This window comes from Kribbella speibonae (assembly GCF_004331375.1).
GTDB classification, from domain to species: Bacteria; Actinomycetota; Actinomycetes; order Propionibacteriales; family Kribbellaceae; genus Kribbella; species Kribbella sindirgiensis.
In genome coordinates this window covers 136,833-158,529 of sequence record NZ_SJKC01000009.1, presented here as the reverse complement: position 1 = coordinate 158,529, position 21,697 = coordinate 136,833, and the positions used below count along the sequence as shown (strand labels likewise).

General features: G+C 68.5%; 20 protein-coding genes. 8 read left to right on the top strand and 12 right to left on the bottom strand.

Annotated elements, in window-relative coordinates:
• Window positions 1–60: 60 nt before the first annotated feature.
• Window positions 61–1,227, top strand: a complete 1,167-nt coding sequence (locus tag E0H92_RS41625; protein ID WP_238152553.1) for a choice-of-anchor P family protein — start codon at window positions 61–63, stop codon at window positions 1,225–1,227.
• 84 nt (window positions 1,228–1,311) lie between these two features.
• On the opposite strand, the gene dtd is transcribed toward E0H92_RS41625, so the two are convergent.
• Window positions 1,312–1,737 (bottom strand): D-aminoacyl-tRNA deacylase, encoded by a 426-nt coding sequence (dtd, locus tag E0H92_RS41620; protein WP_131500186.1) that lies wholly within the window; start codon window positions 1,735–1,737, stop codon window positions 1,312–1,314.
• A 93-nt stretch (window positions 1,738–1,830) separates the two neighbouring features.
• Here dtd and E0H92_RS41615 point away from each other — a divergent pair, with 93 nt between their 5' ends.
• The gene (locus tag E0H92_RS41615) at window positions 1,831–2,655 is read left to right on the top strand and encodes a beta-keto acid cleavage family enzyme (RefSeq protein ID WP_131500185.1); all 825 of its coding nucleotides are present in this window, start codon (window positions 1,831–1,833) and stop codon (window positions 2,653–2,655) included.
• Here E0H92_RS41615 and E0H92_RS41610 read toward each other — a convergent pair.
• The gene (locus E0H92_RS41610) at window positions 2,598–3,038 is read right to left on the bottom strand and encodes a hypothetical protein (RefSeq protein ID WP_131500184.1); all 441 of its coding nucleotides are present in this window, start codon (window positions 3,036–3,038) and stop codon (window positions 2,598–2,600) included. The genes E0H92_RS41615 and E0H92_RS41610 overlap by 58 nt on opposite strands.
• Complete coding sequence (locus E0H92_RS41605; protein WP_131500183.1) at window positions 3,035–4,186, bottom strand: molybdopterin-dependent oxidoreductase; 1,152 nt, start codon at window positions 4,184–4,186, stop codon at window positions 3,035–3,037. Before E0H92_RS41605 ends, E0H92_RS41610 begins: the two co-directional genes overlap by 4 nt.
• 165 nt (window positions 4,187–4,351) lie before the next feature.
• On the opposite strand from E0H92_RS41605, the gene E0H92_RS41600 reads away from it, so the two are divergent.
• Together E0H92_RS41600 and E0H92_RS41595 are read left to right on the top strand one after the other, a co-directional pair.
• The gene (locus E0H92_RS41600; protein ID WP_238152552.1) at window positions 4,352–4,909 is read left to right on the top strand and encodes a nucleoside hydrolase; all 558 of its coding nucleotides are present in this window, start codon (window positions 4,352–4,354) and stop codon (window positions 4,907–4,909) included.
• Window positions 4,909–6,822, top strand: coding sequence for a coiled-coil domain-containing protein (locus E0H92_RS41595; RefSeq protein WP_131500182.1), 1,914 nt, complete (start codon window positions 4,909–4,911; stop codon window positions 6,820–6,822). Before E0H92_RS41600 ends, E0H92_RS41595 begins: the two co-directional genes overlap by 1 nt.
• A 294-nt stretch (window positions 6,823–7,116) precedes the next feature.
• On the opposite strand, the gene E0H92_RS41590 is transcribed toward E0H92_RS41595, so the two are convergent.
• Window positions 7,117–7,479 (bottom strand): DsrE family protein, encoded by a 363-nt coding sequence (locus tag E0H92_RS41590; RefSeq protein WP_131500181.1) that lies wholly within the window; start codon window positions 7,477–7,479, stop codon window positions 7,117–7,119.
• Window positions 7,480–7,690: 211 nt separating this feature from the next.
• Here E0H92_RS41590 and E0H92_RS41585 point away from each other — a divergent pair, with 211 nt between their 5' ends.
• Window positions 7,691–8,185, top strand: coding sequence for a heme-binding beta-barrel domain-containing protein (locus E0H92_RS41585; protein ID WP_131460629.1), 495 nt, complete (start codon window positions 7,691–7,693; stop codon window positions 8,183–8,185).
• Here the strand turns inward: E0H92_RS41585 and E0H92_RS41580 are convergent.
• Window positions 8,182–8,859: a response regulator gene (locus E0H92_RS41580; protein WP_131500180.1), complete on the bottom strand. Its 678-nt coding sequence runs from the start codon at window positions 8,857–8,859 to the stop codon at window positions 8,182–8,184. The two genes, E0H92_RS41585 and E0H92_RS41580, sit on opposite strands and share 4 nt — an antisense overlap.
• A complete protein-coding gene (locus tag E0H92_RS41575) occupies window positions 8,852–10,108 on the bottom strand; it encodes a sensor histidine kinase (protein WP_131500179.1) in 1,257 nt (418 codons plus the stop codon). The genes E0H92_RS41580 and E0H92_RS41575 overlap by 8 nt, the downstream gene beginning before the upstream one ends.
• Window positions 10,109–10,231: 123 nt before the next feature.
• Between E0H92_RS41575 and E0H92_RS41570 the strand changes: the two genes are divergently transcribed.
• Window positions 10,232–11,599: a cation:dicarboxylate symporter family transporter gene (locus E0H92_RS41570; protein WP_131500178.1), complete on the top strand. Its 1,368-nt coding sequence runs from the start codon at window positions 10,232–10,234 to the stop codon at window positions 11,597–11,599.
• Between the two features lie 166 nt (window positions 11,600–11,765).
• Here the strand turns inward: E0H92_RS41570 and E0H92_RS41565 are convergent, their stop codons facing one another.
• Entirely contained in the window at window positions 11,766–12,587 is an 822-nt protein-coding gene (locus E0H92_RS41565; protein ID WP_131500177.1) for an LLM class flavin-dependent oxidoreductase, read from the bottom strand.
• 110 nt (window positions 12,588–12,697) lie between these two features.
• Here E0H92_RS41565 and ygfZ point away from each other — a divergent pair, with 110 nt between their 5' ends.
• Window positions 12,698–13,690 carry a CAF17-like 4Fe-4S cluster assembly/insertion protein YgfZ gene (gene ygfZ / locus E0H92_RS41560; protein ID WP_131500176.1) on the top strand — a complete coding sequence of 331 codons (993 nt, stop codon included), beginning with the start codon at window positions 12,698–12,700 and terminating at the stop codon, window positions 13,688–13,690.
• A gap of 1 nt (window position 13,691) precedes the next feature.
• Here ygfZ and E0H92_RS41555 read toward each other — a convergent pair whose 3' ends face one another.
• Genes E0H92_RS41555 through E0H92_RS41535 form a run of 5 tightly spaced genes read right to left on the bottom strand, consistent with a single transcriptional unit; the run spans window position 13,692 to window position 20,486 of the window.
• Window positions 13,692–14,939, bottom strand: a complete 1,248-nt coding sequence (locus tag E0H92_RS41555) for an ROK family transcriptional regulator (protein ID WP_131460623.1) — start codon at window positions 14,937–14,939, stop codon at window positions 13,692–13,694.
• Between the two features lie 9 nt (window positions 14,940–14,948).
• A complete protein-coding gene (locus E0H92_RS41550; protein ID WP_202874103.1) occupies window positions 14,949–17,393 on the bottom strand; it encodes a beta-galactosidase in 2,445 nt (814 codons plus the stop codon).
• Entirely contained in the window at window positions 17,390–18,298 is a 909-nt protein-coding gene (locus tag E0H92_RS44855) for a carbohydrate ABC transporter permease (RefSeq protein WP_131500174.1), read from the bottom strand. The genes E0H92_RS41550 and E0H92_RS44855 overlap by 4 nt, the downstream gene beginning before the upstream one ends.
• Complete coding sequence (locus tag E0H92_RS41540; protein ID WP_131500173.1) at window positions 18,298–19,185, bottom strand: carbohydrate ABC transporter permease; 888 nt, start codon at window positions 19,183–19,185, stop codon at window positions 18,298–18,300. The genes E0H92_RS44855 and E0H92_RS41540 overlap by 1 nt, the downstream gene beginning before the upstream one ends.
• Complete coding sequence (locus E0H92_RS41535; RefSeq protein WP_131460619.1) at window positions 19,185–20,486, bottom strand: ABC transporter substrate-binding protein; 1,302 nt, start codon at window positions 20,484–20,486, stop codon at window positions 19,185–19,187. The genes E0H92_RS41540 and E0H92_RS41535 overlap by 1 nt, the downstream gene beginning before the upstream one ends.
• 198 nt (window positions 20,487–20,684) lie before the next feature.
• Here E0H92_RS41535 and E0H92_RS41530 point away from each other — a divergent pair, with 198 nt between their 5' ends.
• Window positions 20,685–21,686: an asparaginase gene (locus tag E0H92_RS41530; protein WP_131460618.1), complete on the top strand. Its 1,002-nt coding sequence runs from the start codon at window positions 20,685–20,687 to the stop codon at window positions 21,684–21,686.
• Window positions 21,687–21,697: the final 11 nt, after the last annotated feature.

The window sequence follows — 21,697 nt, the reverse complement described above, 5'->3', positions numbered from 1 at the left end:
ATGCGACCCCGCATCGGATACAAGAAGCTCGCTGCCGTCGGTGTTGCGGCGGTTGTCGGCGTGGCTTCTACGATTGCGCTGACGTCGGGTTCCGCGTCCGCTTCGCCGGTTTTCGGCTACAGCGGTTACTCGTACGGGACCGATGTTCAATCCGGGCTGGCGAACAGTGGCCCGCAGGTGATCAGCAAGTTCGGTTGCACCACGGACGCCACCAAGCACGACAAGAACGACCTGTCCACGGCGAACGTGAACAACCAGGCGATCGCACGCTCGGTGAAGACCGACACCCACGCGTTCAACAACAAGAGCGGAACGGGCGTCACCAGCACCGCGACGGCCGCCGACGTCCGCGTCGGGAGCCTGCTCACGCTGACCGGCGTGAAGACCACCACCACGTCGAAGTACTCGAAGGGCCAGCTGTCCTACACCGGCAGCACCACCTTCGCGGGCGTGCGGATCGGCGCGATCTCGGTGCCGTCGCTGCTGAACCCGAAGCCGAACACCAAGGTCGCCGTACCGGGCCTGGGCTACATCGTTCTGAACCGCGTCGGCGGCGTGAAGACCGCGTCCGGCATCTACTCGTACGCGCAGGCGGTCGTGCTGCACGCGACGGTGAAGAACCAGTACATCCCGCAGGGCGTCGACGTCGCGGTGCTGAAGACCCGCGCGGAGATCTCGAAGCCGGCGACCGCGCTGGTCATCGGTGACGCCTACGGCACCAAGGCCACGGCCGACAAGCTGGTCGTCTCCGACGCCACCTCGCTCCAGACCACCTGCCAGGGTACTGAGGGCAAGACGGTCCGGGTCGCGGTCGGCGAGCTGAACATCCCGAAGGTCGCCTACGTCGGCGGTGTCTACACCACCAAGAACGGCGCCATCGGCGAGGGCAAGTCCTACATCAACTTCACCTCGCACGTCGCGGGCGTGAAGGTGGGCAACCTGTCCATCGGCGCGATCGAGTCCTCCGCGTCCGCGTGGAAGACCAAGGACAACAAGGCCGGCGTGAGCTCGTCCTCGACCATCGCGTCGATCCGGGTCGGCGGCAAGTCCTACGCCGTCCCGACCGGCGAGAACAAGACGCTGGTCATCCCGGGTGTCGCCAAGCTGACCTTCAACCAGGTCATGCGGCAGGCGCGCTACATCTCGGTGAACGCGCTGGTCGTCGAGGTTCCTGGCCTCAACACCAAGGTCGTCGTGGCCCACTCGGCCGCCGGCGTCGTCAGCTGATCACAGCAGACACTCTCTGAGTCGAACCTCACCGACCCAGAACCCCGGCCCCCGGATCCCGCACGGATCCGGGGGCCGGTTGTCTTATGCGTCGAGAATGAGGGTGACGGGCCCGTCGTTGGTCAGGGCAACGTCCATGTGGGCCCCGAAGATCCCGCGCTCCACCTTGGCGCCGAGGGCTTCGAGGGCGGTGCAGAAGGAGTCGTAGAGCGGTTCGGAGATCGGGCCGGGGGCGGCGGCGCTCCAGGAGGGGCGGCGGCCCTTGCGAGTGTCGGCGTACAGGGTGAACTGGCTGATCGCGAGGATCGGGGCCTGTTCGTCGGCCGCGGAGCGTTCGTCGTGGAGGATGCGGAGGGTCCAGATCTTCGCGGCCAGCGCGGCGGCCTTCTCGGGGGTGTCGTCGTGGGTGACGCCGAGCAGGACCACCAGCCCGGGCCCGTCGATCGCCCCGACCACCTCGCCGTCCACGGTGACCGACGCCTGACTGACTCGCTGTACTACGGCTCTCATGAGATCCATCTTCTCGTGCGGGAGATCGTCCGGTCATCGGACCCTCCGACCGGCAAATATCCGTTTCGAGGCGCGATCTGGCAGGATTCGTCCATGGCGTCGACTCTGATCACTGTTGCTCCCACCGGTGCCGAGACCGCGAAGGCGGACTGCCCGGCGTTGCCGACCACGCTCGACGAGCTGGTCGAGACCGCGAAGCGCTGCGAGGCCGCGGGAGCGGCGATGATCCACCTCCACATCCGCGACGGCGAGCACAAGCCGACGCTGGACCTCGGCCGGCTGACCGAGACCGTCGCTGCCGTCCGCGAGAACACCGCACTGATCGTCCAGCTCTCCACCGGCGGGGCTGTGACCGATCCTTTGGCGGATCGTCTCCGGGTGCTCGACGCGGCACCCGACTCCTGCTCGCTCACCATGGGCACGGTCAACTTCGGCGACGACGTGTTCATGAACCCGTGGCCGTTCGTCACGCAGCTCTTCCAGCTCACTCAGGAGCGCGAGGTCGTTCCGGAGTTCGAGCTGTTCGACCTCGGGCACGTCGCCGCACTGCACCGGCTCCTCGGCAAGTACGGCCTGCCGTACGGCGGTCGCGTGCACTGCGACCTGGTGATGGGCGTCCCCGGTGGCATGCCCGGTACGGCGGACGCACTCGTCGCCGCCGTCAACGCGCTCCCCGACGCCGTCACGTCCTGGTCCGCCACGGGCATCGGCCGTACGTCGTTGACGGTCGCGCTGGCCGCACTGGCGAAGGGCGGCAACCTTCGCGTCGGTATGGAGGACACCCTGACGCTCGCGAAGGGCCACCCGGTCACGCACAACGCCGAGCTCGTCGAACGCGCCGCCGCGCTGGCGACCCTCGCTCAGCGGCCGCCGATGTCCCCGGACGAGGCCCGAGACCTTCTCCAGGTGAAGAAGTAGCCGATGACGCCGCCCGCGATGATCGTTGCCTCAAGCAATAACCAGTCGCGGAGGTAGTCGCGGGGGAGAACCGTCGGGTTCACGCCCTTGCCCTGCCGCAGCAGTAGCGGCACGGCGATCAGGCTGGTGATCCCGACGTACAGAAGGGACGTGCGCACCGCGCCGACTGTTCGGTGCCGATCGGGTCCCGCTGACCAGCGAGCGACGAGCGAACCGACGCCCACGGTCAGCGGTACGAGGACGAAGTCGTCGGCCAGCACGGCCCCACCCAGCCAGATCGGCAGCCGGACCAGCGCCGGCGGTTCCAGGGCGCCGAGCAGCAGCCAGAGGCCCCACAGGCCGACGCCGACTCCGACGCCGGCCAGCCCGATTCTGGTCTTCACGTGATGACCTCCAGTCGGTGCACCCACTTGGTCTGCAACACCCCGGGCCGGTTGGGGGCGATGATCCGCGCCGGGAACCCATGGTCCAGAGCCAGTTCACCGCCGTTGAGGCGGAGCGCCAGCAACGTGAGCGGATCGGCGGCGAACTCCTCCGGCAACTCGCTGGTCGCGTAGAAGCCGCCCTTCTCCATCGAGACCACGCGGACCCGTGACTGCGCCGGGGCGCCGGCCAGTTCGAGCAGATCCCGGATCCGGATGCCCTCCCACCGTGCTCCTTGGCTCCAGCCCTCCACGCAGGCGATCGGCAACTCGGCGCGGCTCTGCGGCAGTGCGCGCAGTTGGTCCAGTGAGTAGGACAGTTGCTGCGGCCCCATGATCAGGAAGCGCCAGTTCTCGTCGATTCCGGTGACGCCGGCGGCTTCCGCCGTACGGTTCACCGGCAGGCCTTGCGGTCCGATGTTCGGCTTCCGCGGCGCCAGTACGGCGAGGGGGCCGAACGCCGGGGCCGATTGGCCGACCGACGTGATGCCGACGAGTGTCGCGGCGCCGGCGACGGTCCGGAACAGCCCGCGCCGGGTGAGCCCGGTGATTGCCGGCGGCAAAGAGTCAGGCGCCTTCTCGGCCGTACGCCGCCAGTTCGCGCGGATCAGCGGGAGCTTGACGGCGAGGTGGACCAGGAGGGCGCCGACGATGATCCACGCCAGCGCGTAGTGGGTCTGCCGGAACGGGAAGGGCCACGGGTACCACTGCAGGGTGTTGACGAAGCCGATGAAGAGCTCGAGTGCCATCGCGGAGACCAGGACCAGGATCGACGCGCGCTCGAGCATCGTCGCGAGCGCCTGCCGGCTCGGCGGCCACGGCGGCTTCGCGAACAGCTTCGGGTAGACCGTCCACAACTTCGCCAGCAGCAGCGGGACCGCCACGATCCCGCTGAGCACGTGCAGGCCCTGAGTCACGCGGTACAGGTTCGCCGGGCGGCTCGGGACAGGTAGCCAACCCGGGGTGTCCTGCAAGAAGTGGCTGTAGAGGCCGGTCAGGAAGCAGATCGTCACGGCGGCTGCGAGCCAGCGCCCGATGACCGTCGCCACCCGCGGATGGTGCAGCGGCGACGGGAACGACTTCTCCGTCGGAGGAGCTGGGAGCTTCATGTTTCCACTACAACGCAGCTGGAGACGTCTGAACGGCGTACGGCGGTTACTGCTCGCGAACGGCGTACCCGGAACCAGTTATCCACAGGTCTGCGTCTGTACCCGAGTTGGTGGCACCGGTCGGGGCATACTCTGGGCAAACTTGATGGAAGGAGTGGTGGCGGAGTGAAGACGCAGGAGCGGTCGTTCGACGATGACGAGCGGGCGATGGCCGATCTGGCCGAGGTCGTCGACTGGCGACCGATCTGGGGGCCGCCGGCCACCGGCATGGACGCGATCCGTGCCCTGGTCAACCGCGTCACGGACGCCACCGGCTGGATGCCCTGGGCGCCGGGGAACATCGATCCCGATCGGTACACCTGGGGCCTGGTGACCCAGCGCGAGACAGTGATGCTCGTGCTGCCGGACGCCGTACTGCCGGAGTCGCCGCGCAGCGGCTGGTCGGCGTACGAGATCGGTGCGTCGGAGCTGTCGCAGGCCGAGGACGGCCTCGATGAGCACTGGCCGGCCCAGCTCGAGGTCGCCCGCCGCTACTGGGGCCCGCCGGTGTACGTCGGGCCCGGAGACGACCTGCGCATCCCACCGGAATGGCGCGGCCGCCGCCGGCACCTGGCGGTCTGGCTCCGCCCGGGAGCCGAGTTCCACCTGTATGCGTCCCAGCCGGGGCCGGAGGACAACGCGGCCGGCTTCGGATACTCCGTCTATGCGAGCGAGGTGGCCTGATGGCAGGAGATCAACTGGAAGCGGAAGACCTCCTTCAGCACCTCGTCGCCGCCTACCACCGCGTCAAGGGCCTCGGGAAGAACGTCTGGGACCGGCTGACGTCGTCGAAGCGGCGCCGGATCGGGATCGAATCGGGAGTCATCCGGGATCGCTGGGGCCCCGACCCGCACTCGAACGAAGGCGTGATCGACCGCACCCGCGAGTACGAGCGCAACGCCGAGCGGGCCCAGGCGCGCGTCCGGGAACTCGAGACGCGGAACGAGAACCTGCGCGGCCAGGTCGACCGGCTGCAGGAGGAGAACCGGGAAGCGGACGCGAACCTGAACAACGACCGGGACCGGGACGGGATCGACGATCGGGTCGAGAACCGGACCGACTTCGACCAGGACCACCGCGACGACGCCACCGAGCGCCGGGACGAGGCCGCCGACGAGCTCGACGACGCGAACGACCGCGACGGCGACGGCGTGGACGACGCTGTCGAGCGCCGCGAGGAAGCCCGGGACGAGCAGGACGCGGAGAAGCGTAAGCAGGAAGAGCGCGACAGCCAGAAGGACCGCGGGGACGGCATCGACCCGGCCACCGCCGCGACGGCCGCCGGCGCGGGAGCCGCGGCCGCGGAGATCGCCGACGAACAGGACGAGCAGAACAACGCGGAGGACCGTCAGGACGAGGTTGAGGCGGACAACGAGTCGACGGTAGACGCCGACAACGCCGTGGATGACCGGTCGGCCGAGGCGGACAACGAGCGTCAGACGGACCCTGCTGCTGAGCAGGAGGGCGTCAATCCGTACGTGGCCGAGGAGGGTGCGCTCGACAACGACGAGCGCCTCCAGCAGGACAACCTCGATCAGGACGGTCAGCAGCAGGACCCCGCGCTCGACGCGGACAACGAGTCGACGGTCGACGCCGACAACGCCGTGGATGACCGGTCGGCCGAGGCGGACAACGAGCGTCAGACGGACCCTGCTGCTGAGCAGGAAGGTGTTAACCCGTACGTGGCCGAGGAGGGTGCGCTCGACAACGACGAGCGCTTCCAGCAGGACAACTTCGATCAAGACGGTCAGCAGCAGGACTCGGCACTCGACGGGGACGAGCTGGACGGCCCAGGGCTGGACGAGTCGGAGCAGCACACCGACGCCAGCGCGGAACAGGACGGCGTCAACCCGTACGTCGCCGAGGAAACCGGGCAAGAGACTCGGGCGGACGCGGAGCAGGACGGGGTGAACCCGTACGTCGCCGAGGAAACCGGCGTCGACAACGACCTGGCGCAGGACGGCGACGATCTGGGACAGGACGACCAGCAGGTCGACCCGCGACAGGTGGACTCACCGCAGCTCGATACGCAGCAGGTCGACGGCCAGCAGGTGAACGGTCAGCAGGTTGACCCGCAGCAGGTTGATGCGCCGCAGGCTGATACGCAGCAGGTGCAGGCGTCTGGGCAGGGGGCGGAGGCCGGACAGGACGGTGCGCAGCCCCCGCAGCCGAAGGGGCCGAACACGCAGCAGCTCGCCGACGCCTCGCAGACGGCCGTCGACGAGACCGCGGGACTTGGCCAGGACGACGGCCAGAGCCCAGGCGCCCAAGCCGAGAGCCGCCCGACCAGCCAAGCGCAGGGCTCGCAGTGGCGTCCGCCGGAGCAGGCCGCCGAGGACCCGGCGATCGCCGAGGCCAAGGGCCAGCAGAACGGCAAGCAGACCGGACGTGGGCAGGACCTTCCGTCCCACGAGAAGGCGCAGTTCGACAACATCCGGCAGGACCAGCAACCCCTGACCTCCGTGAGCGCCGAGAGCGTCGACGCCAGCGTGAACGGACGCTCGGGCCGCGACCTGCAGCGCGCCCAGGAGACCGGCCGGGGCACAGGCGGCCGCGGAAACGACGGCCGAGGCAACGACTCCGGCCGCGAACGCTAACGACCCCAACACAACCAACACGCCCCAACCGACCGGCGCCCGTCACCAGCGGGCGCCGGTCCGCGTTACCGCCCAGCGCGGGTCCACCGCCCACCCGCACCCCGCCCACCCGCACCCAGCCCACCCGCACCCAGCCGCCCGATCGCATTTGGTGGGTTGACCAGCGAAGTGCGGGGTTCTACACCCTGGTTACAGGTCACAAACCCCCGATTTGGCTGGCTGACCCATCAAATGCGGAAGACGGGGGAGCGCGTGGAGCGGGCGGTGAGTGGTGGGTCGCCCAGGTGGGAGGGGTTAGTAGACGATTGCCTGGGTGTTTTCGGTGAGGATTTCTTCGGTGAAGGTGGGGGCGCCGGCCAGGCGGGTGCCGGGGCGGAGGTTGGGTTCGGTGAGGTTGCGGCGTTTGGCGCACTGGGTGCAGACGGTGAGTTGACCGCCTTCGAGGACCGCGGTGAGGAGGTCGGCGAGCGGGGCCGCGTGCGGGAGGTCGAAGGATTCGGCGCGCCCGGGGACGGCGAACCAGACGGCCTCGCCGGTCAGCCACAGCGAGACGGTGGCGCCGGCCGTGACCGCGGTGGCGGCGACGGTGAAGGCCTGGTTGGCGCGTTCGGGTTCCTCGGCGCCTGCGGTCAGTTTGATCACCAGCGTGCGGGACATGCCGCCAAGGTAGCCGGTCGCCGGGATCCGCGGCGTGCGGGATGTCACGTGGTGGCGGCGGAAGGCCGCCGTACCCATCCTCTAGACTGACCAACGTGCTGCACGTCGTCTTCACCACGCTGCTGGTCCTGGTCTGTGTCTTCATGGGCTGGTTCTCGGCGTTCGTCGTCTACCGGCTGTATCGCGGCCGTAGTGCGAACTGAGTGACCCCATGGCGTTCGAGATCCCGCAGAACCTGCACCCGGACCTGATCCCGCTCGCGTGGCTGCTGGGTCGCTGGGAGGGCCGCGGGCACGGTGACTACCCGACGATCGAGAAGTTCGAGTTCGGGCAGCAGATCGACTTCACCCACAACGGCAAGCCGTACCTGCACTACGTCAGCCAGACGTTCGTGGTCGGCGAGGACGGCACCAAGGAGCGTCCGCTCGCCGTCGAGACCGGGTTCTGGCGCCCGCAGCCGGACAACAAGGTCGAGGTGATCCTCGCCCACCCGACCGGCTTCGCCGAGATCTGGTACGGCGACATCGACGGCGCCAAGGTCGAGCTCCAGACCGACGTGGTGGCCCGCACCGTCTCGGCCAAGGAAGTCACCGCCGGCCACCGCCTCTACGGCCTCGTCAACGGCGAACTCCTCTGGGCCTACGACATGGCCGCCGAAGGCCAGCCCCTCCAACCCCACCTCTGGGCGACGCTCGTCCGTTCCTAACTCTCCGATACCCAGGAGTACTCGACTTTTGGGCGGCCGCTGCGGCCGTCGTAGCGTTGGGTTCGGAGGGCTTGGCCTTGGTCGGCTAGGTGTTCGAGGTAGCGGCGGGCGGTGATTCTCGAGGTGCCGAGCGAGGTCGCCACCTCCTCCGCGGTCCAGCCCTCGCGGTTGGCGAGGAGCTGTACGACGCGGTCGAGGACGCCGCCGGCGAGGCCTTTCGGGACCGACGAGACGGTTGCCGGATGCAACAGCCGGTCCACCTCGTCCTGATCGGCCACGACTTCACCCAGAGCCGCGGCCCGGCGCTGGCGGGCGTACGCCGACAGTCGGTCGCGTAACGTCTCGAACGCGAACGGCTTCAGCACGTACTGCACGACCCCGATCCGCGCGGCCGCCTGCACCGCCGCGACCTCGCGCGCCGACGTCACCGCGACCACATCCGTTTGGTTGCCAAGGGCCCGCATCCGGCGGACGACGTCCAGCCCGTGCCCGTCCGGCAGGTTCATGTCGAGCAGGACGACGTCGATGTTGCCGCGCGCAAGCACCTGCAGTGCGCGCCCCGCCGTACCGGCGATTCCGGCGCAGGTGAAGCCGGGCAGGCGTTCGACGTACGTGCGGTGGGCTTCGGCGGCGACGGGATCGTCCTCGACGACGAGTACGCGGAGGTCAGGCACTCGTACCCACCGCCCGCGGCAGCCGCACGCGCACGGTCAGCGCCGGTACTTCGTCCAGCTCGGAATCCGGATCGACCATCAGCGAACCCTGCCACCGCTCGACCGTGCTCCGCACCAGCACGAGCCCCAGCCCGTGTCCCGGTTCGGCCTTCGTCGTCCACCCGCGCTCGAACATGTGCGCCAACTCCACCGACCCCAATTCGGCACCCGTGTTGGTCACGACCAGGTCCACCGCGTCCGCGGTCGTCGCCGCGCGGAACTCGACCTTCCGCGGCGCCGTACCGCCGCGTGCGGCCTCGATCGCGTTGTCCAGCAGGTTCCCGACGACGGTGACCACGTCCTGCGCCGGCAGCCGGGTACTCAGCGTCTCGTGCCCGAGATCGAGCGTCAGTACGACGCCCCGCTCCTGGGCCTGTGACAACTTCGCGAGCAGCAGCGACGCGAGCACCGGGTCGCCGACCGTGCCGACGACCCGATCCGTCATCGCCTGTGCGAACTGCAGTTCCGACACCGCGAACTCCCGTGCCCGTTCCGGTTTCCCGATCTCGATCAGGCTGACCACGGTGTGCAGCCGATTCGACGCCTCATGATTCTGTGCCTGCAGCGATTCCGCCAAACTCCGTACGGCGTCCAGCTCGCCGAGCAGCCGTTGCAACTGCGTGTGATCCCGCAGCGTGACGATTCGCCCGCGCCCGGACGGCTGCTGGTTCACGACCACGACACCACGCGCGCCAAGGTGCAGTTCGTCGTACGCCGTCCGCCCGGTCGCGAGCAGTTCGGCGAGCGGAGCGCCGAGGTGAAGCTCCTCCAGCGGCGTACCTGGAGCAACGGAGTTCAGTCCGAGCAGGGTCAGCGCCTCGTCGTTCGCGAGCTGGACCCGGCCGTCGAGGTCGAGCAGGAGCAGCCCTTCGCGCGCCGCGTGCAGTACGCCCTCATAGAAGTCGAGCATCCGGGCCAGCGACTGGGTCCCGACGCCGCGCGTGGCCCGGCGGACCCGCCAGGTGACGAGTGCGTTGCCCGCGATCGCGACCCCGAGCATCAGGCTGGCGATGCCGAGCATCGAGCGCAGGTCCAGCCGGGCCAGCTCCCACCAGCTCGGCGCGGCGATCCCGCTCGCGGCCTGGTCCCGCAGCGCCTGGGCGCGCGAGCGGCTGACCATCACGACCCAGACCATCGCGATGAGTACTGTGACCGTGACGGTCTGCAACCAGAGGACCTGGCGGCGCAGTTCCCACGGCCGATGCAACATGCCGAACAGTCTGCACCGAATGTGCGCGGCGAACGATATGAACGAAATGCGCGCTTCTCCTGTGCGTCACGTCACAGTTACCCCCAATACCCCTCCGCCAGGCCGATACAGGGAGTCCCGACCATGTCGAGCCCGACCGAACCCCGCCCGACTCCGGTGCGCAACGACCGGACCCATTTCCTCTACATCGCCGTCATCGTCGCCGTTCTGCTCGGCATCGGTGTCGGGTTCCTGTTCCCCGACTTCGCGACCGAGCTGAAACCGATCGGCACCGGCTTCGTGAACCTGATCAAGATGCTGATCAGCCCGATCATCTTCTGCACGCTGGTGCTCGGCATCGGCTCGGTCCGGCAGGCCGCCAGCGTCGGCAAGGTCGGCGGTCTCGCGCTCGTCTACTTCCTGGTGATGTCGACGGTCGCGCTCGCCATCGGCCTGCTGGTCGGCAACATCGTGCAGCCGGGCTCGGGCCTGAACCTGACCGACAAGCTCCGCGAGGCCGGCCAGAAACAGGCCGCCGGGGCGCACACGAGTACGACGGACTTCATCCTCGGCATCATCCCGAAGTCGTTGCTCTCCTCGCTCACCGAGGGCCAGGTCCTGCAGACCGTGCTGGTCGCGCTGCTCGTCGGCTTCGCGCTGCAGGCGATGGGCTCGAAAGGTCAGCCGATCCTGGTCGGCATCGGCCACATCCAGCGGCTGGTGTTCAAGATCCTGTCGATGATCATGTGGACGGCGCCGATCGGTGCGTTCGGCGCGATCGCGGCGGTCGTCGGCGCGGCCGGTTCGACCGCGCTGGTCAGCCTGCTGAAGATCATGCTGGCCTTCTACCTGACCTGCCTGCTGTTCGTGATCGTTGTCCTGGGCACCATTCTGCGGATGGTCACCGGGATCTCGATCTTCCAGCTGCTCCGCTATCTCGGTCGCGAGTTCCTGCTGATCGTGTCCAGCTCGTCGTCGGAGACCGCCCTGCCCCGGCTGATCGGCAAGATGGAGCATCTCGGCGTCGACAAGTCCGTCGTCGGTATCACCGTCCCGACCGGGTACTCGTTCAACCTCGACGGTACGGCGATCTACCTGACGATGGCGTCGCTGTTCATCGCGGAGGCGATGGACACGCCGTTCTCGCTCGGCCAGCAGATCTCGCTGCTGCTGTTCATGATCGTCGCCTCGAAGGGCGCGGCCGGTGTCACCGGCGCGGGCCTGGCGACCTTGGCCGGCGGTCTGCAGTCGCACCGGCCGGAGCTGGTCGACGGCGTCGGTCTGATCGTCGGTATCGACCGGTTCATGTCCGAGGCCCGGGCGCTGACGAACTTCGCCGGCAACGCGGTCGCGACCGTCCTGGTCGGCCACTGGGTCGGCGAGTTCGACAAGAACCAGGCCGAGCAGGTCTTCGCCGGCAACGACCCGTTCGACGAGGTCGCCTTCGCCGCCGGCGACACCCACGGCGGCGACGCCCCGGCCGCCGTCACGACCCGTCCCACGGACGCCTGAACCACCTTCCCACCCCTCAAGCGCTGCCCGCCGGACCACAGACCGGCGGGCAGCGCTGTTGTACTTTGTGCCCCGATCAACCACCAGCCGGCTTCTTTGAGCACCCACCAACCATTTCCGAACCGGATTTTTGGTTGATCGGTGCTCAAAGTCGGAGGGCAGCGCGTCAGTGGCCGTCGAGGAGTTCGATGACGGAGGCGAAGTCTTCGAGGTAGCCGGAGTTGACGCTGATGTAGCTGGCGCCGATCTGGTCGCGGCGGCGGAGGAGTTCGTCGGCCATCTCCCGCGGCGTACCGCGGAGCAGCATCAGCGAGTCCATCGCTTCGAGCTCGTCGGGGTCGACGCCGGAGGCGCGCTTGGTCCACGGCGGCAGCGGGCGGGTGCCCGCCGCGAGCAGGTTCATCGCCAGCTCGATGTCGTCGGCGCGGGAGCCGGCCAGTGCTCGCAGCTCACGAGCCACCGCCGCGACCTCAGCACGAGGAGTGGTCGCGTCCTTCGCCAGCGAGACGATGTCGGCCCGCTCAGCCGCCAGTGCGAGCGCCTTCGGCCCGCCGGCGGCCAGCATGACCGGCGTACGGCGTTCACCGTCGAGCTCGCGCAGCAGGTCGAGGGTCTCGATGACCTGCTCCCGGCGCTCCCGGGCCGTTCCCCACTTCAGGCCGACCTCGGCCGTCTGCTGCTCCGCGACCGGACGTCCGGTGCCGATACCGAACTCGAACCGCCCATCGGTGAGCACGGTCAGGGTGTGCGCTTCCCAGGCGGCCTGTCGCGGCGTCCGCAGCGGCGCGGCCGCGACGAAGGTACCGACCCGGATGTCGGCGACCGCGGCCGCCATCGCCAGCGAGGAGAACGGCGCGGGGAGCTGCAGCCCGTCCGGCATCAGCACGGTCGCGAACCCGAGATCCGCCGCCTGCCGGACCGTCTTCATCCACTCGTCGCCGGTCGTCGGACTTCCCGCCACACCGAACCGGAACTGCCTCGCGTTCATCGTCCTGCTCCCTCCGTCGTTTGATGTCTCCAGACTCGCAACCGGCGAGGTCTGTCCACATCCCACGAGGGGAGGCGTTCGCCGTACGCCGGCCGACGTACTCTGGTGACATGTCACGTATGCGCAGCCCTCTGCTGGACCGGCCCGGCGCGGTCGAGGCCGACGGACCCGACGCCGGTGTCGCGGCGCACTACGGCTCGGATCTGCGCGAGCAGCGGGCCCTGGTCGCGGGTACGGCGTTCGTCGACCTGTCGCACCGTGACGTGGTCACGATCACCGGCCCGGACCGGTTGACCTGGCTGCACGCACTGACCACGCAGTACTTCGAAGGCCTCAAGCCGGGTACGTCGACGACCGCGCTGCTGCTGTCCCCGACCGGGCATGTCGAGCACGTGATGTACGGCGTCGACGACGGCGAGACGTTCTGGCTGCACACGGAGCCGGGCGCCGCGGCGGCGTTGGTGGAGTGGCTGCAGAAGATGGTGTTCATGTCCCGCGTCGAGATCGCGGACGTGACCGACGACTACGCGATCATCTGGCGCCCTGGAACTGCCGAAGGTGAGCACCTGAGCCGTAGCGGTGATGATTCGCTGGGTGGGCACGAGGTGTTCCTGCCGCGGGCGGAGCTGGCTGGGCTGGAAGGCCCTGCGGCCGGGATCTGGGCGTACGAGGCGCTCCGGATCGAGGCGGGGGCGCCGCGGTTCGGGCTCGACACGGATGAGCGCGCCATCCCGAACGAGCTCGGCTGGCTCGGCGTCGGCGTCCACCTCAACAAGGGCTGCTACCGCGGCCAGGAGACCGTCGCGCGGGTCCACAACCTCGGCCGCCCGCCGCGCCGCATCGTTCGCCTGCTGCTCGACGGTTCTGTCGACCACCTGCCGGCGCACGGGTACGCCGTTCGCGCGGGCGACAAGCAGGTCGGCGTCATCGGCTCCGCGGCCCGCCACCACGAGCTCGGCCCGGTCGCCCTCGCCCTGGTCAAGCGCAACGTCGACCCCTCCGCCGTACTGGAGATCGTGGCGGAGGACCAGCCCACGGTGACCGCTACGCAGGACCTCCTGGTCGACCCTGAGGTCGGCCTGCACGTCCGGTCCCGGCTCTGAGCTAGGCGGGAGAGCGGAGCCGGCGGCCGGTTGCCGGAAGGCTGGTCCGGCTGGCCAGGCCCAGGGTGCCGAGGAAGCGTTCGAGGCTGAACGCCGCCATACCGAGCGCAACCGGGTTGCCCGGAACACCAGATGCCTCGACGGTGAGGTTCAGCCGGGAGCCCGGCAGGACGTGATCGGGCAGCTCGGAACGGACCGCGGGGATCAGCCAGTCGCCCAGGGCCTCGGTCGTCCAGCCGGTGAGCGTGATCTGCGGGATGTTCAGCAGGTTCACCAGGTCGCCGAGCGACGCCGCGAGGTAGTGAGCGGTACGACGGGCTAGCTCGGCCAGCGCGGTGTCGTCACGCGTCAGCCCGTCGGCGACGGCGTCCACGAATCCGCGTTGCTGCGGCTCCTGCAGCGCGGGATGGTCCGGCGCGATCTCGGCCAGCGTGGCCTGCAGCCCTTCCACCCCCAAGTACGCCTCGACGCACCCGAGCCGGCCGCACCGGCACGGCCGGCCGTCGAGCTGGAGCAGGGTGTGCCCCCACTCGCCGGCGTTGTTCGCCTCGCCGCGCAGCAGGGACCGGTTGATCACGATCCCGGCGCCGACCCCGGTACCGAGATTGATCACGGCCATGCTCTTCGCCGTCCGGCCGACCCCGAACCACAGCTCCGACAGCGCGACGGCCTTCAGCGGGTTGTCGACGTACACCGGCAGGCCGAGGCGCTCCTCGAGCAGGGCCTCGATCCTGACGTCGTGCCAGTCCCAGTTCGGCGCGAACACCGAGACGCCGGCGTCCGGCCGGACCTGGCCGGGCATGCTCACCCCGGCCCCGATGATCCGGTCCCGCGTGGTGCCGCTGGCCGAGACCGCGGCGTCGATGGCGCGGACGATGCCGTCGACGACGTACGCCTCGCCGTTCTGGTGCTCGTCGAGCGCGACCTGGCTCTGGCCGAGGGGCTCGAGACGTACGTCGTACACGGTCGCGTCGACGTACGTCTCGGCCACGTCGATGCCGAGGATGCGGCCGCGGTCGGGGTCGATGGTGAGCCGCTCGTACGGGCGGCCGACCGTGTTCTGCTCGACCGTCGCGATCCGCAGGACGCCCTCCGCCAGGAACTGCGTGACGAGGGTCGCGACCGTCGCCGTACTCAGACCGGTGTGTCTGGCGATCTCCTGCCGGGTCGACGGGCCCAGCGTGAACAGCGCGTGCAGCACCTCGAACCGGCTCTCGTTGCGCAGATCCCGAGACGTCTGCCGCGGCACGGTCTCCCCCTAGGTAGTCTCGATCCCGATCGTACGAAGCTCCGGTGTGGCCGGACCGGCGACGCCCTGGACCAGCAGCGTCAGTCCGGACCAGCCCGGCGGAATCCACAGTACGTCCGGATCGCCGCCGGAGAACGCCGGCCGGTCTCCGAGCCAGACGCGTCCGAGACACTCCCCGGAGGCCCAACCGGTGATCCGGACCTGAGCGCCGTCCGGCCGGATCAGCAGACCATTCTCCAACGTTGGAAGCTCCACGTCGAGCCAGGTCTCCGCGCCCGGCGCCAGCGTCAGCGGGAGCTCGATCTCGGTCCCGGATTCGCGGCGAACCGCGAACGCGGTGAGCAGTTCGTCGTCCTGGACGGCGCACGTCCAGTCCAGGATCGGGCTGAGCGTGAGCAGCTCCGCCCGCAGCCCGCCGCTGGTCGGATGGTGGGGGGCCGTCACCGAGAGTTGCTTCGTTCCCGCGGGCAGCATCACCCACGGGTTCTCGGCGTGGACGGTGACCGGCTGCCCGTCGTCGACCGTCACCGCGACGGGCTCGCGTACGCCGTCCAGGTGCAGGGCGGCCGGTCTGTCGGGTGCGATGGCGCGCGAATAGGTGATCGGCGTACCGATGCGGGTGCTGCTCCAGCCGGTGAGGCTGCGCAGCGGCGCCGGGTCGCCGGCCCAGTGACCGTCGACCGTCCAGAGTGCGGAGAGGTCGTGCGTCTCGACGACGTTCCACACCGAGCCGAGGCCGCGGAGGGCGCCGAGTCGCAGGGACGGCAGCCGAGTGTCGTCGAAGTTCGCGTGGCCCCAGATCTCGACGGTCGCCCGGAGTTCGCCGGTGAGCCCGCGGACATCGATGCGCTCGGTCGCGCCGAACCCCGCCAGCGTGTGGACGCGGCCGCCGATCGACAGGTCCACGATGTCGGCCGCGCCGACGACCAGCAGTTCGTCGGTCAGGTCGGTGGTGGCCGTGTACGTGCCCCGTCCGCGGTACGCGCCGAGGGATTCCAGCGTCGGGGCGAGTTCATGGGTGCCCGCCGGTGTCGAGGGTGCCGCCGACGTACGTCGCCGTACGGTCCCGTGCTGTACGTCGGTGGCCTCCGGCGTGTCGACCTCCGGTGGCGGCTCCACGGTGACCACGACACCTTCGACCGTCCGCGAGGACCCGACCGGGATCTCCTCCGTGGTGTTGCCGATGGCAACGGTGACCGGAACGGACGAGCAGAACAGCAGGCCTTGCCGCGAGTCCATCAGGTCGGCCGACGCCAGCCGGAGCGTGGTCTCGCCGAGCGGCAGATCGAGCAGCATCAACGGGCACGAGTCCGCGGCGACCGCAACCGGGATCCCGGCGACGATCGCCTGTCCGTCGTCGCTGCCCAGGTTCGGTACGGCGACCAGTCGCCCACCGCCGTCCAGTTCGAGTACCGAGTGCGACGAGCTGGTCGGGAAGTCGGTGACCACCTCGATCGACTCGCCCGGAGTCGCCGACGCGAGCCGTGGTCCGAGCGCCGCCAGCACCCACGCCAGCACCTGCGCTTCGGCGTACTCGGGTCGTTCCACTCCTGTCGACGACACGTATCCATTGAAGTCGTACCCGTGGCTCATGAAGTTCCCGGGCCGGCCCCAGTTCCCGCTCGACGGGGTGTAGCCGAAGTTCCATCCGGAGGACTGCAGGTACGGCGCGAGCAGCGAGGCCCCACTCGCCAGCATCCGCCGCAACGTCCGGTGCCGCCGGTTCGTCTCCGTGATGAGCAGTGGCAGCCCGCGCTCCGCGAGCAGCTGGGCGTACCGCCGTACCTCTTCCTCGACGAACGGCGAATCGTCGTTCGGATAGAAGTTGCACGCCGGTACGACGCCCTCGACGTTGCCCGTGGCGCCGAAGAGATCGCCCTGCCCGGAACACGCGATCAGCGGTACGTCGATGCCGTGGGCAACCGCCTGATCGCGCAACGCGGAGAGGTACCCGGGCCGGTCGGCGCAGTCGAAGAAGTCCAACTCGTTCTCGAGCTGAACCATGATCACCGCGCCGCCCGCACCCTGCTGACGGGCGGCGATGATCGGTAGCACCTGGTCGAACCAGGCCGTCACCTGGGCGAGGTACTGCGGCTCGTTCTGGCGGACGCCCAGCGCCGGGTCCAGCCCGAGCCAGGCCGGCAGCGCGCCGCCGTCCCACTCCGAGCAGATGTACGGACCCGGTCTGGCGATCACGTGCAGACCCAGCTCGAACGCGAGATCCAGGAACGCGGCGACATCCCGACGGCCCTCGAACGACCACTGGCCGGGGGAGACCTCGTGGAAGTTCCACGGCAGGTACACGTCGACACAGGTGTACCCGGACCGGCGAACCTGCTCGAGCCGCTCCCGCCACTGCTCGCGCGGCAACCGGAAGTAGAACAGCGACGCGCACAACACCACCTGCGCGTCACCGTCGATCCGGATCCCTCGCGCGTCCACTTCGACTGTCACTTGACCCCCGCACTCCCGCCGCTGATGTCCATTTCGTACAGGTACCGCTGTCCCAGGTAGTACACCAGGATCATCGGCAGGGTGAGCAGGATCGACCCGACCATGACCAGGTTCCACGGTGGCGCCTGCAGCGCGGCCGACGTACTGGTGATGTACTGCACGCCGAGTGCGAGCGGCATCTTGGACTCGTCGTTCAGGTAGATCAACGGGCCCATGAAGTCGCCCCAGGTGGCGGTCAGCGTGAAGATGCCGATCGCGATCAGTACCGGGGCGAGCATCGGCAGCATGATCCGGCGGTAGATCCCGAAGAAGCCGAGGCCGTCGACCATCGCGGCCTCGTCGATCTCGCTCGGCAGCCGGGACACGAACTGCCGGACCAGGAACACGTTGAAGGCGTTCGAGAAGAAGTTCGGCACGATCAGCGGCAGGTAGGTGTTCACCCAGCCGAGTTCCTTGAACAGGATGAACTGCGGGATCATCGTGATCTGCGCCGGGATCATCATGGTCGCGAGCACGATGATGAACAGCGCGTTCTTGCCCGGTGCGCGCAACCGTGCGAACGCGTACCCGACCAGGCCGCTGGACAGCACTTGGCCGATCACCGCGCCGGCCGAGATGATCATCGAGTTCAGCAGGAACCGCTGCATCGGCAGGTCCGTGCCGAACACCCGGGTGAAGTTGTCCCAGTGGAACTCGCGCGGCAGGATCGTGAACGTGTTCGCGTTGACCGTCTGGTCACTCGACAGCGCGATCGACACCACGAAGACCAGCGGCACACAGAGCACCGCGGACACGATGATCAGCGTCGCGTACGTGAACGGCGACGCCCGGAACACGCCGACGACGCGCTCCTTGCTCGTACTGCGCTCCCGGGCCGGAGTCGCTGTGGAGAGTGCGGTTGCCATCACTTCACCTCGGTCTCGTAGAACACCCAGCGCCGGGCGGTGCGGAAGGCCAGCAGGGTGAACACCAGGATCACCGCGAACAACAGCCACGAGATCGCCGAGGCGTACCCCATGTGGTAGAAGTTGAACGCCTCGTCGAACAGCATCGGCACCATCATCTGGCTGGCGTTGTTCGGGCCGCCCTTGGTCAGGATGTAGACCTGCGAGAACACCTGGAACGCGCCGATCAGCCCCATGATCAGGTTGAAGAAGATGATCGGGGTGAGCTGCGGGACGGTGATGCTCCAGAACTGCCGGATCGCCGACGCACCGTCCACCTCGGCCGCCTCGTAGAGCTCCCGGGGAATGCCTTTCATTGCCGCGAGCAACAGTACGGTCGCGCCGCCGGCGCCCCAGACGGACAGCAGGATCAGCGCCGGCTTCACCCACACCGCCTCCAGCAGCCACGACGGACCGGGGAGGTGGAAGATCCCCAGTACGTCGTTCAGCGGTCCGGACGGCGCCAGCACCATCTTGAAGATCATCGCGGTGGCGACCAGCGGGACCAGGGTCGGTAGGTAGATCAGCGTCCGGAACACCTTGCGGGCGCGAACCTGCTTGTTCAGCAGGTTCGCGAGCCACAAACCGATCACCAGCCCGAGCGGGACCGAGATCGCCGCGTAGTAGAACGTGTTCCACAACGCCTTCCAGAACACCGGGTCGTCGGTGAGCAGCCGGGTGTAGTTCTGCAGCCCGACCCACTTCGGCGGGGTGAACGAGTCCCAGTCGGTCAGCGAGATGTAGATCGACGCGATCATCGGCCCCAGCAGGAAGACCACGAAGCCGATGATCCACGGCGACGCGAACAGGTAGAACCAGAGCGCCTCGCGGCGGCGCAACCTCGACATCAGGCCGGCTTGACGATGGTCTCGAGCCGCTTCTGGATCGCGGTCAGCGAGGTCCGCGCGTCCTGCTTGCCAAGCCAGAAGTCCGCCAGCCCGTCGTCGAACGCCTTCTGCATTTCGTTCCACTGCGGGATGAACGGCGCCCGGTACACAAAGCCGCTGGAGTCACCGAAGACGTTCATGTTCACCGGCTTCGTCATCCAGGCGGGCTTCAGGAACGCCTCGCTCTTCTGCACCTCGATGTTGGCCGGCACGTCCTGACCGGTGGCGATGATCTGCTGCTGCGCCTCGGGCGAGGTGAGGAAGTCGATCGCCTTGAGCGCGGCGGCCGGGTTCTTCGCGGTCCGGGAGACTGCCAGGCCGCTGCCGAACGCGGTCACCGCTTGCTGCTTGCCCTTCCACAGCGGCGCGATGTCCCAGTCGATCTTGCTCTTGGTCAGGCCGCTGATACCCCAGAACCCGGTGGTGTTGACCGCGACCTTGCCGTTCGCGAACGCCGCGTCACCGCCGACATCGGCGCCCATGTCGGCGTACTGCTTCTGGGTCGGTACGACGCCGTGCTTGAAGATCAGGTCACCGGCCCACTGCAGGGCCTCGATCACCTCGTCGGTGGCGACCGCGGGCTTGCCGCTGTCGTCGATGATCTTGCCGCCGTTCTGGTACACGAAGCTCCACCACTGGGCCCACCAGCCCGAGCCCGCGTAGCCCCACTGCTTGCCCGGGACGGTCAGCTCCTTGAACGCCGACAGCGCGTCGTCCCAGGTCCAGTCCGCACTCGGCGCCTTGATGCCCTTCGCCGCGAACAGCGTCTTGTTGTAGAACACGATCATGGCGCCGGACCGGTCCGGGATCGCGTAGACCTTGTCCTGGTACGAGTACAGCTTGCCGATCGAGCCGAACCGCTTCTCCAGATCGATCCCGGCCTTGCTCGCCAGTTCGTCGAGCGGCTGGATCTGGTTCTTGCTGGAGTAGACGTTGACGCTCTCGGCCACCTGCATGATGTCCGGGCCCTTGCCGCCGGCGATCATCGTCTGGACCTTCTGCGCGTACCCGTCGTTCGGGATCAGCTGCAGGGTCACCTTCAGTTCGGGGAACTTCTTGACCAGCAGGTCGATCCGCTTCTGGTACGCCGTCTTGTCGGACTCGCCGCCCCACACCGTCATCACCAGGTTGGCGGCGGTGGCGTCGCCGGACGACGAAGCCTTGTCGTTGTCCGATCCGCAGGCCGTCAACGTGATGACGCCGGCGGCGAGTCCCATCCCGAGAAATCCACGGCGCGAAAGCCGCGAGCTGTCCATCGTCATCGTGCTGACCCTCCTGCGTGTTGAACCCTGGGGGTTTCTGTTCGTCCCTGAGGGATTTGGGTGGCGGTTAAACTAACCATTGGAATAACCGTTGACAAGACCTGGTCCCCCGAGAGTCCAAACCGTGACCAGCCGCCGGGCCCGACAGGCCCTAGGTTTCATTCGCAACTGTGGGTTTTGCACCTGTACAGTTCAGCCGTGACCGAACCTGTGATCCTGGCGGACGTGGTCCGCAGCGACTTCGTCGAAGGCCACCACCGCGGCTCCGTCGTCGTGACCAACCCCGACGGCACCGTCGCCTGGTCCGCCGGCATCGTGGACCAGCCGATGTTCCCGCGCTCCTCCAACAAGCCCATGCAGGCCCTGGGCATGCTCCGCAACGGCCTCCCGCTGACGGATGAGCTGCTCGCGCTGGCCGGTGCCTCGCACTCGGGCGAGCAGTTCCACGTGGACGGCGTACGGCGGATCCTCGCGAGCGTCGGCCTCGATGAGACTGCGTTGCGCACGCCGGCGTCGTACCCCTATGACGATCAGAGCCGCGACGAGTGGGTCCGATCAGGTCACGCGCCCGAGCAGATCACGATGAACTGCTCCGGCAAACACGCAGCCATGGTCGCGACCTGCGTGCAGAACGGCTGGCCGATCCACGACCCGGCCAGGGAGAAGAGTCCGGACGGCGTTTGGGGACAGGACGACTACCGCTCTCCGGACCACCCGCTGCAGCAAGCGATTCGCGTGGCGATCGAAGACAGCGCCGGCGAGAAGGTCGCGCACGTCGCGGTCGACGGCTGCGGAGCGCCGCTGTTGGCGATCAGTCTCGCTGGCCTCGCACGCTCCTTCGGCCTCTTCGCGGCCGCCCCGGCAGACACCCACGAGGGCCGCATCGCGACCGCCTTCCGGGAGTACCCCGAGTACGCCAGCGGGAGTAGGCGCGACGAGGCCGCGCTGATGCGAGCAGTACCTGGCCTGTTGTGCAAGATCGGCGCTGAGGGCGTGTACGCCGTCGGACTCGCAGACGGCCGCGGTATCGCCGTCAAGGTTGAGGACGGCGCTTCGAGGGCATCGTCCGTGGTGATCGCGGCTGCCGTACGTCGGCTTGGTCTCGAGCACGAGGTGATCGAGAAGCAGACCACCTTCCCGCTGTTCGGCGGCGGTGTTCGAGTCGGCGAAGTCCGCCCCAACCCGACGCTGTTCGGCTAGCCCGCGGCACG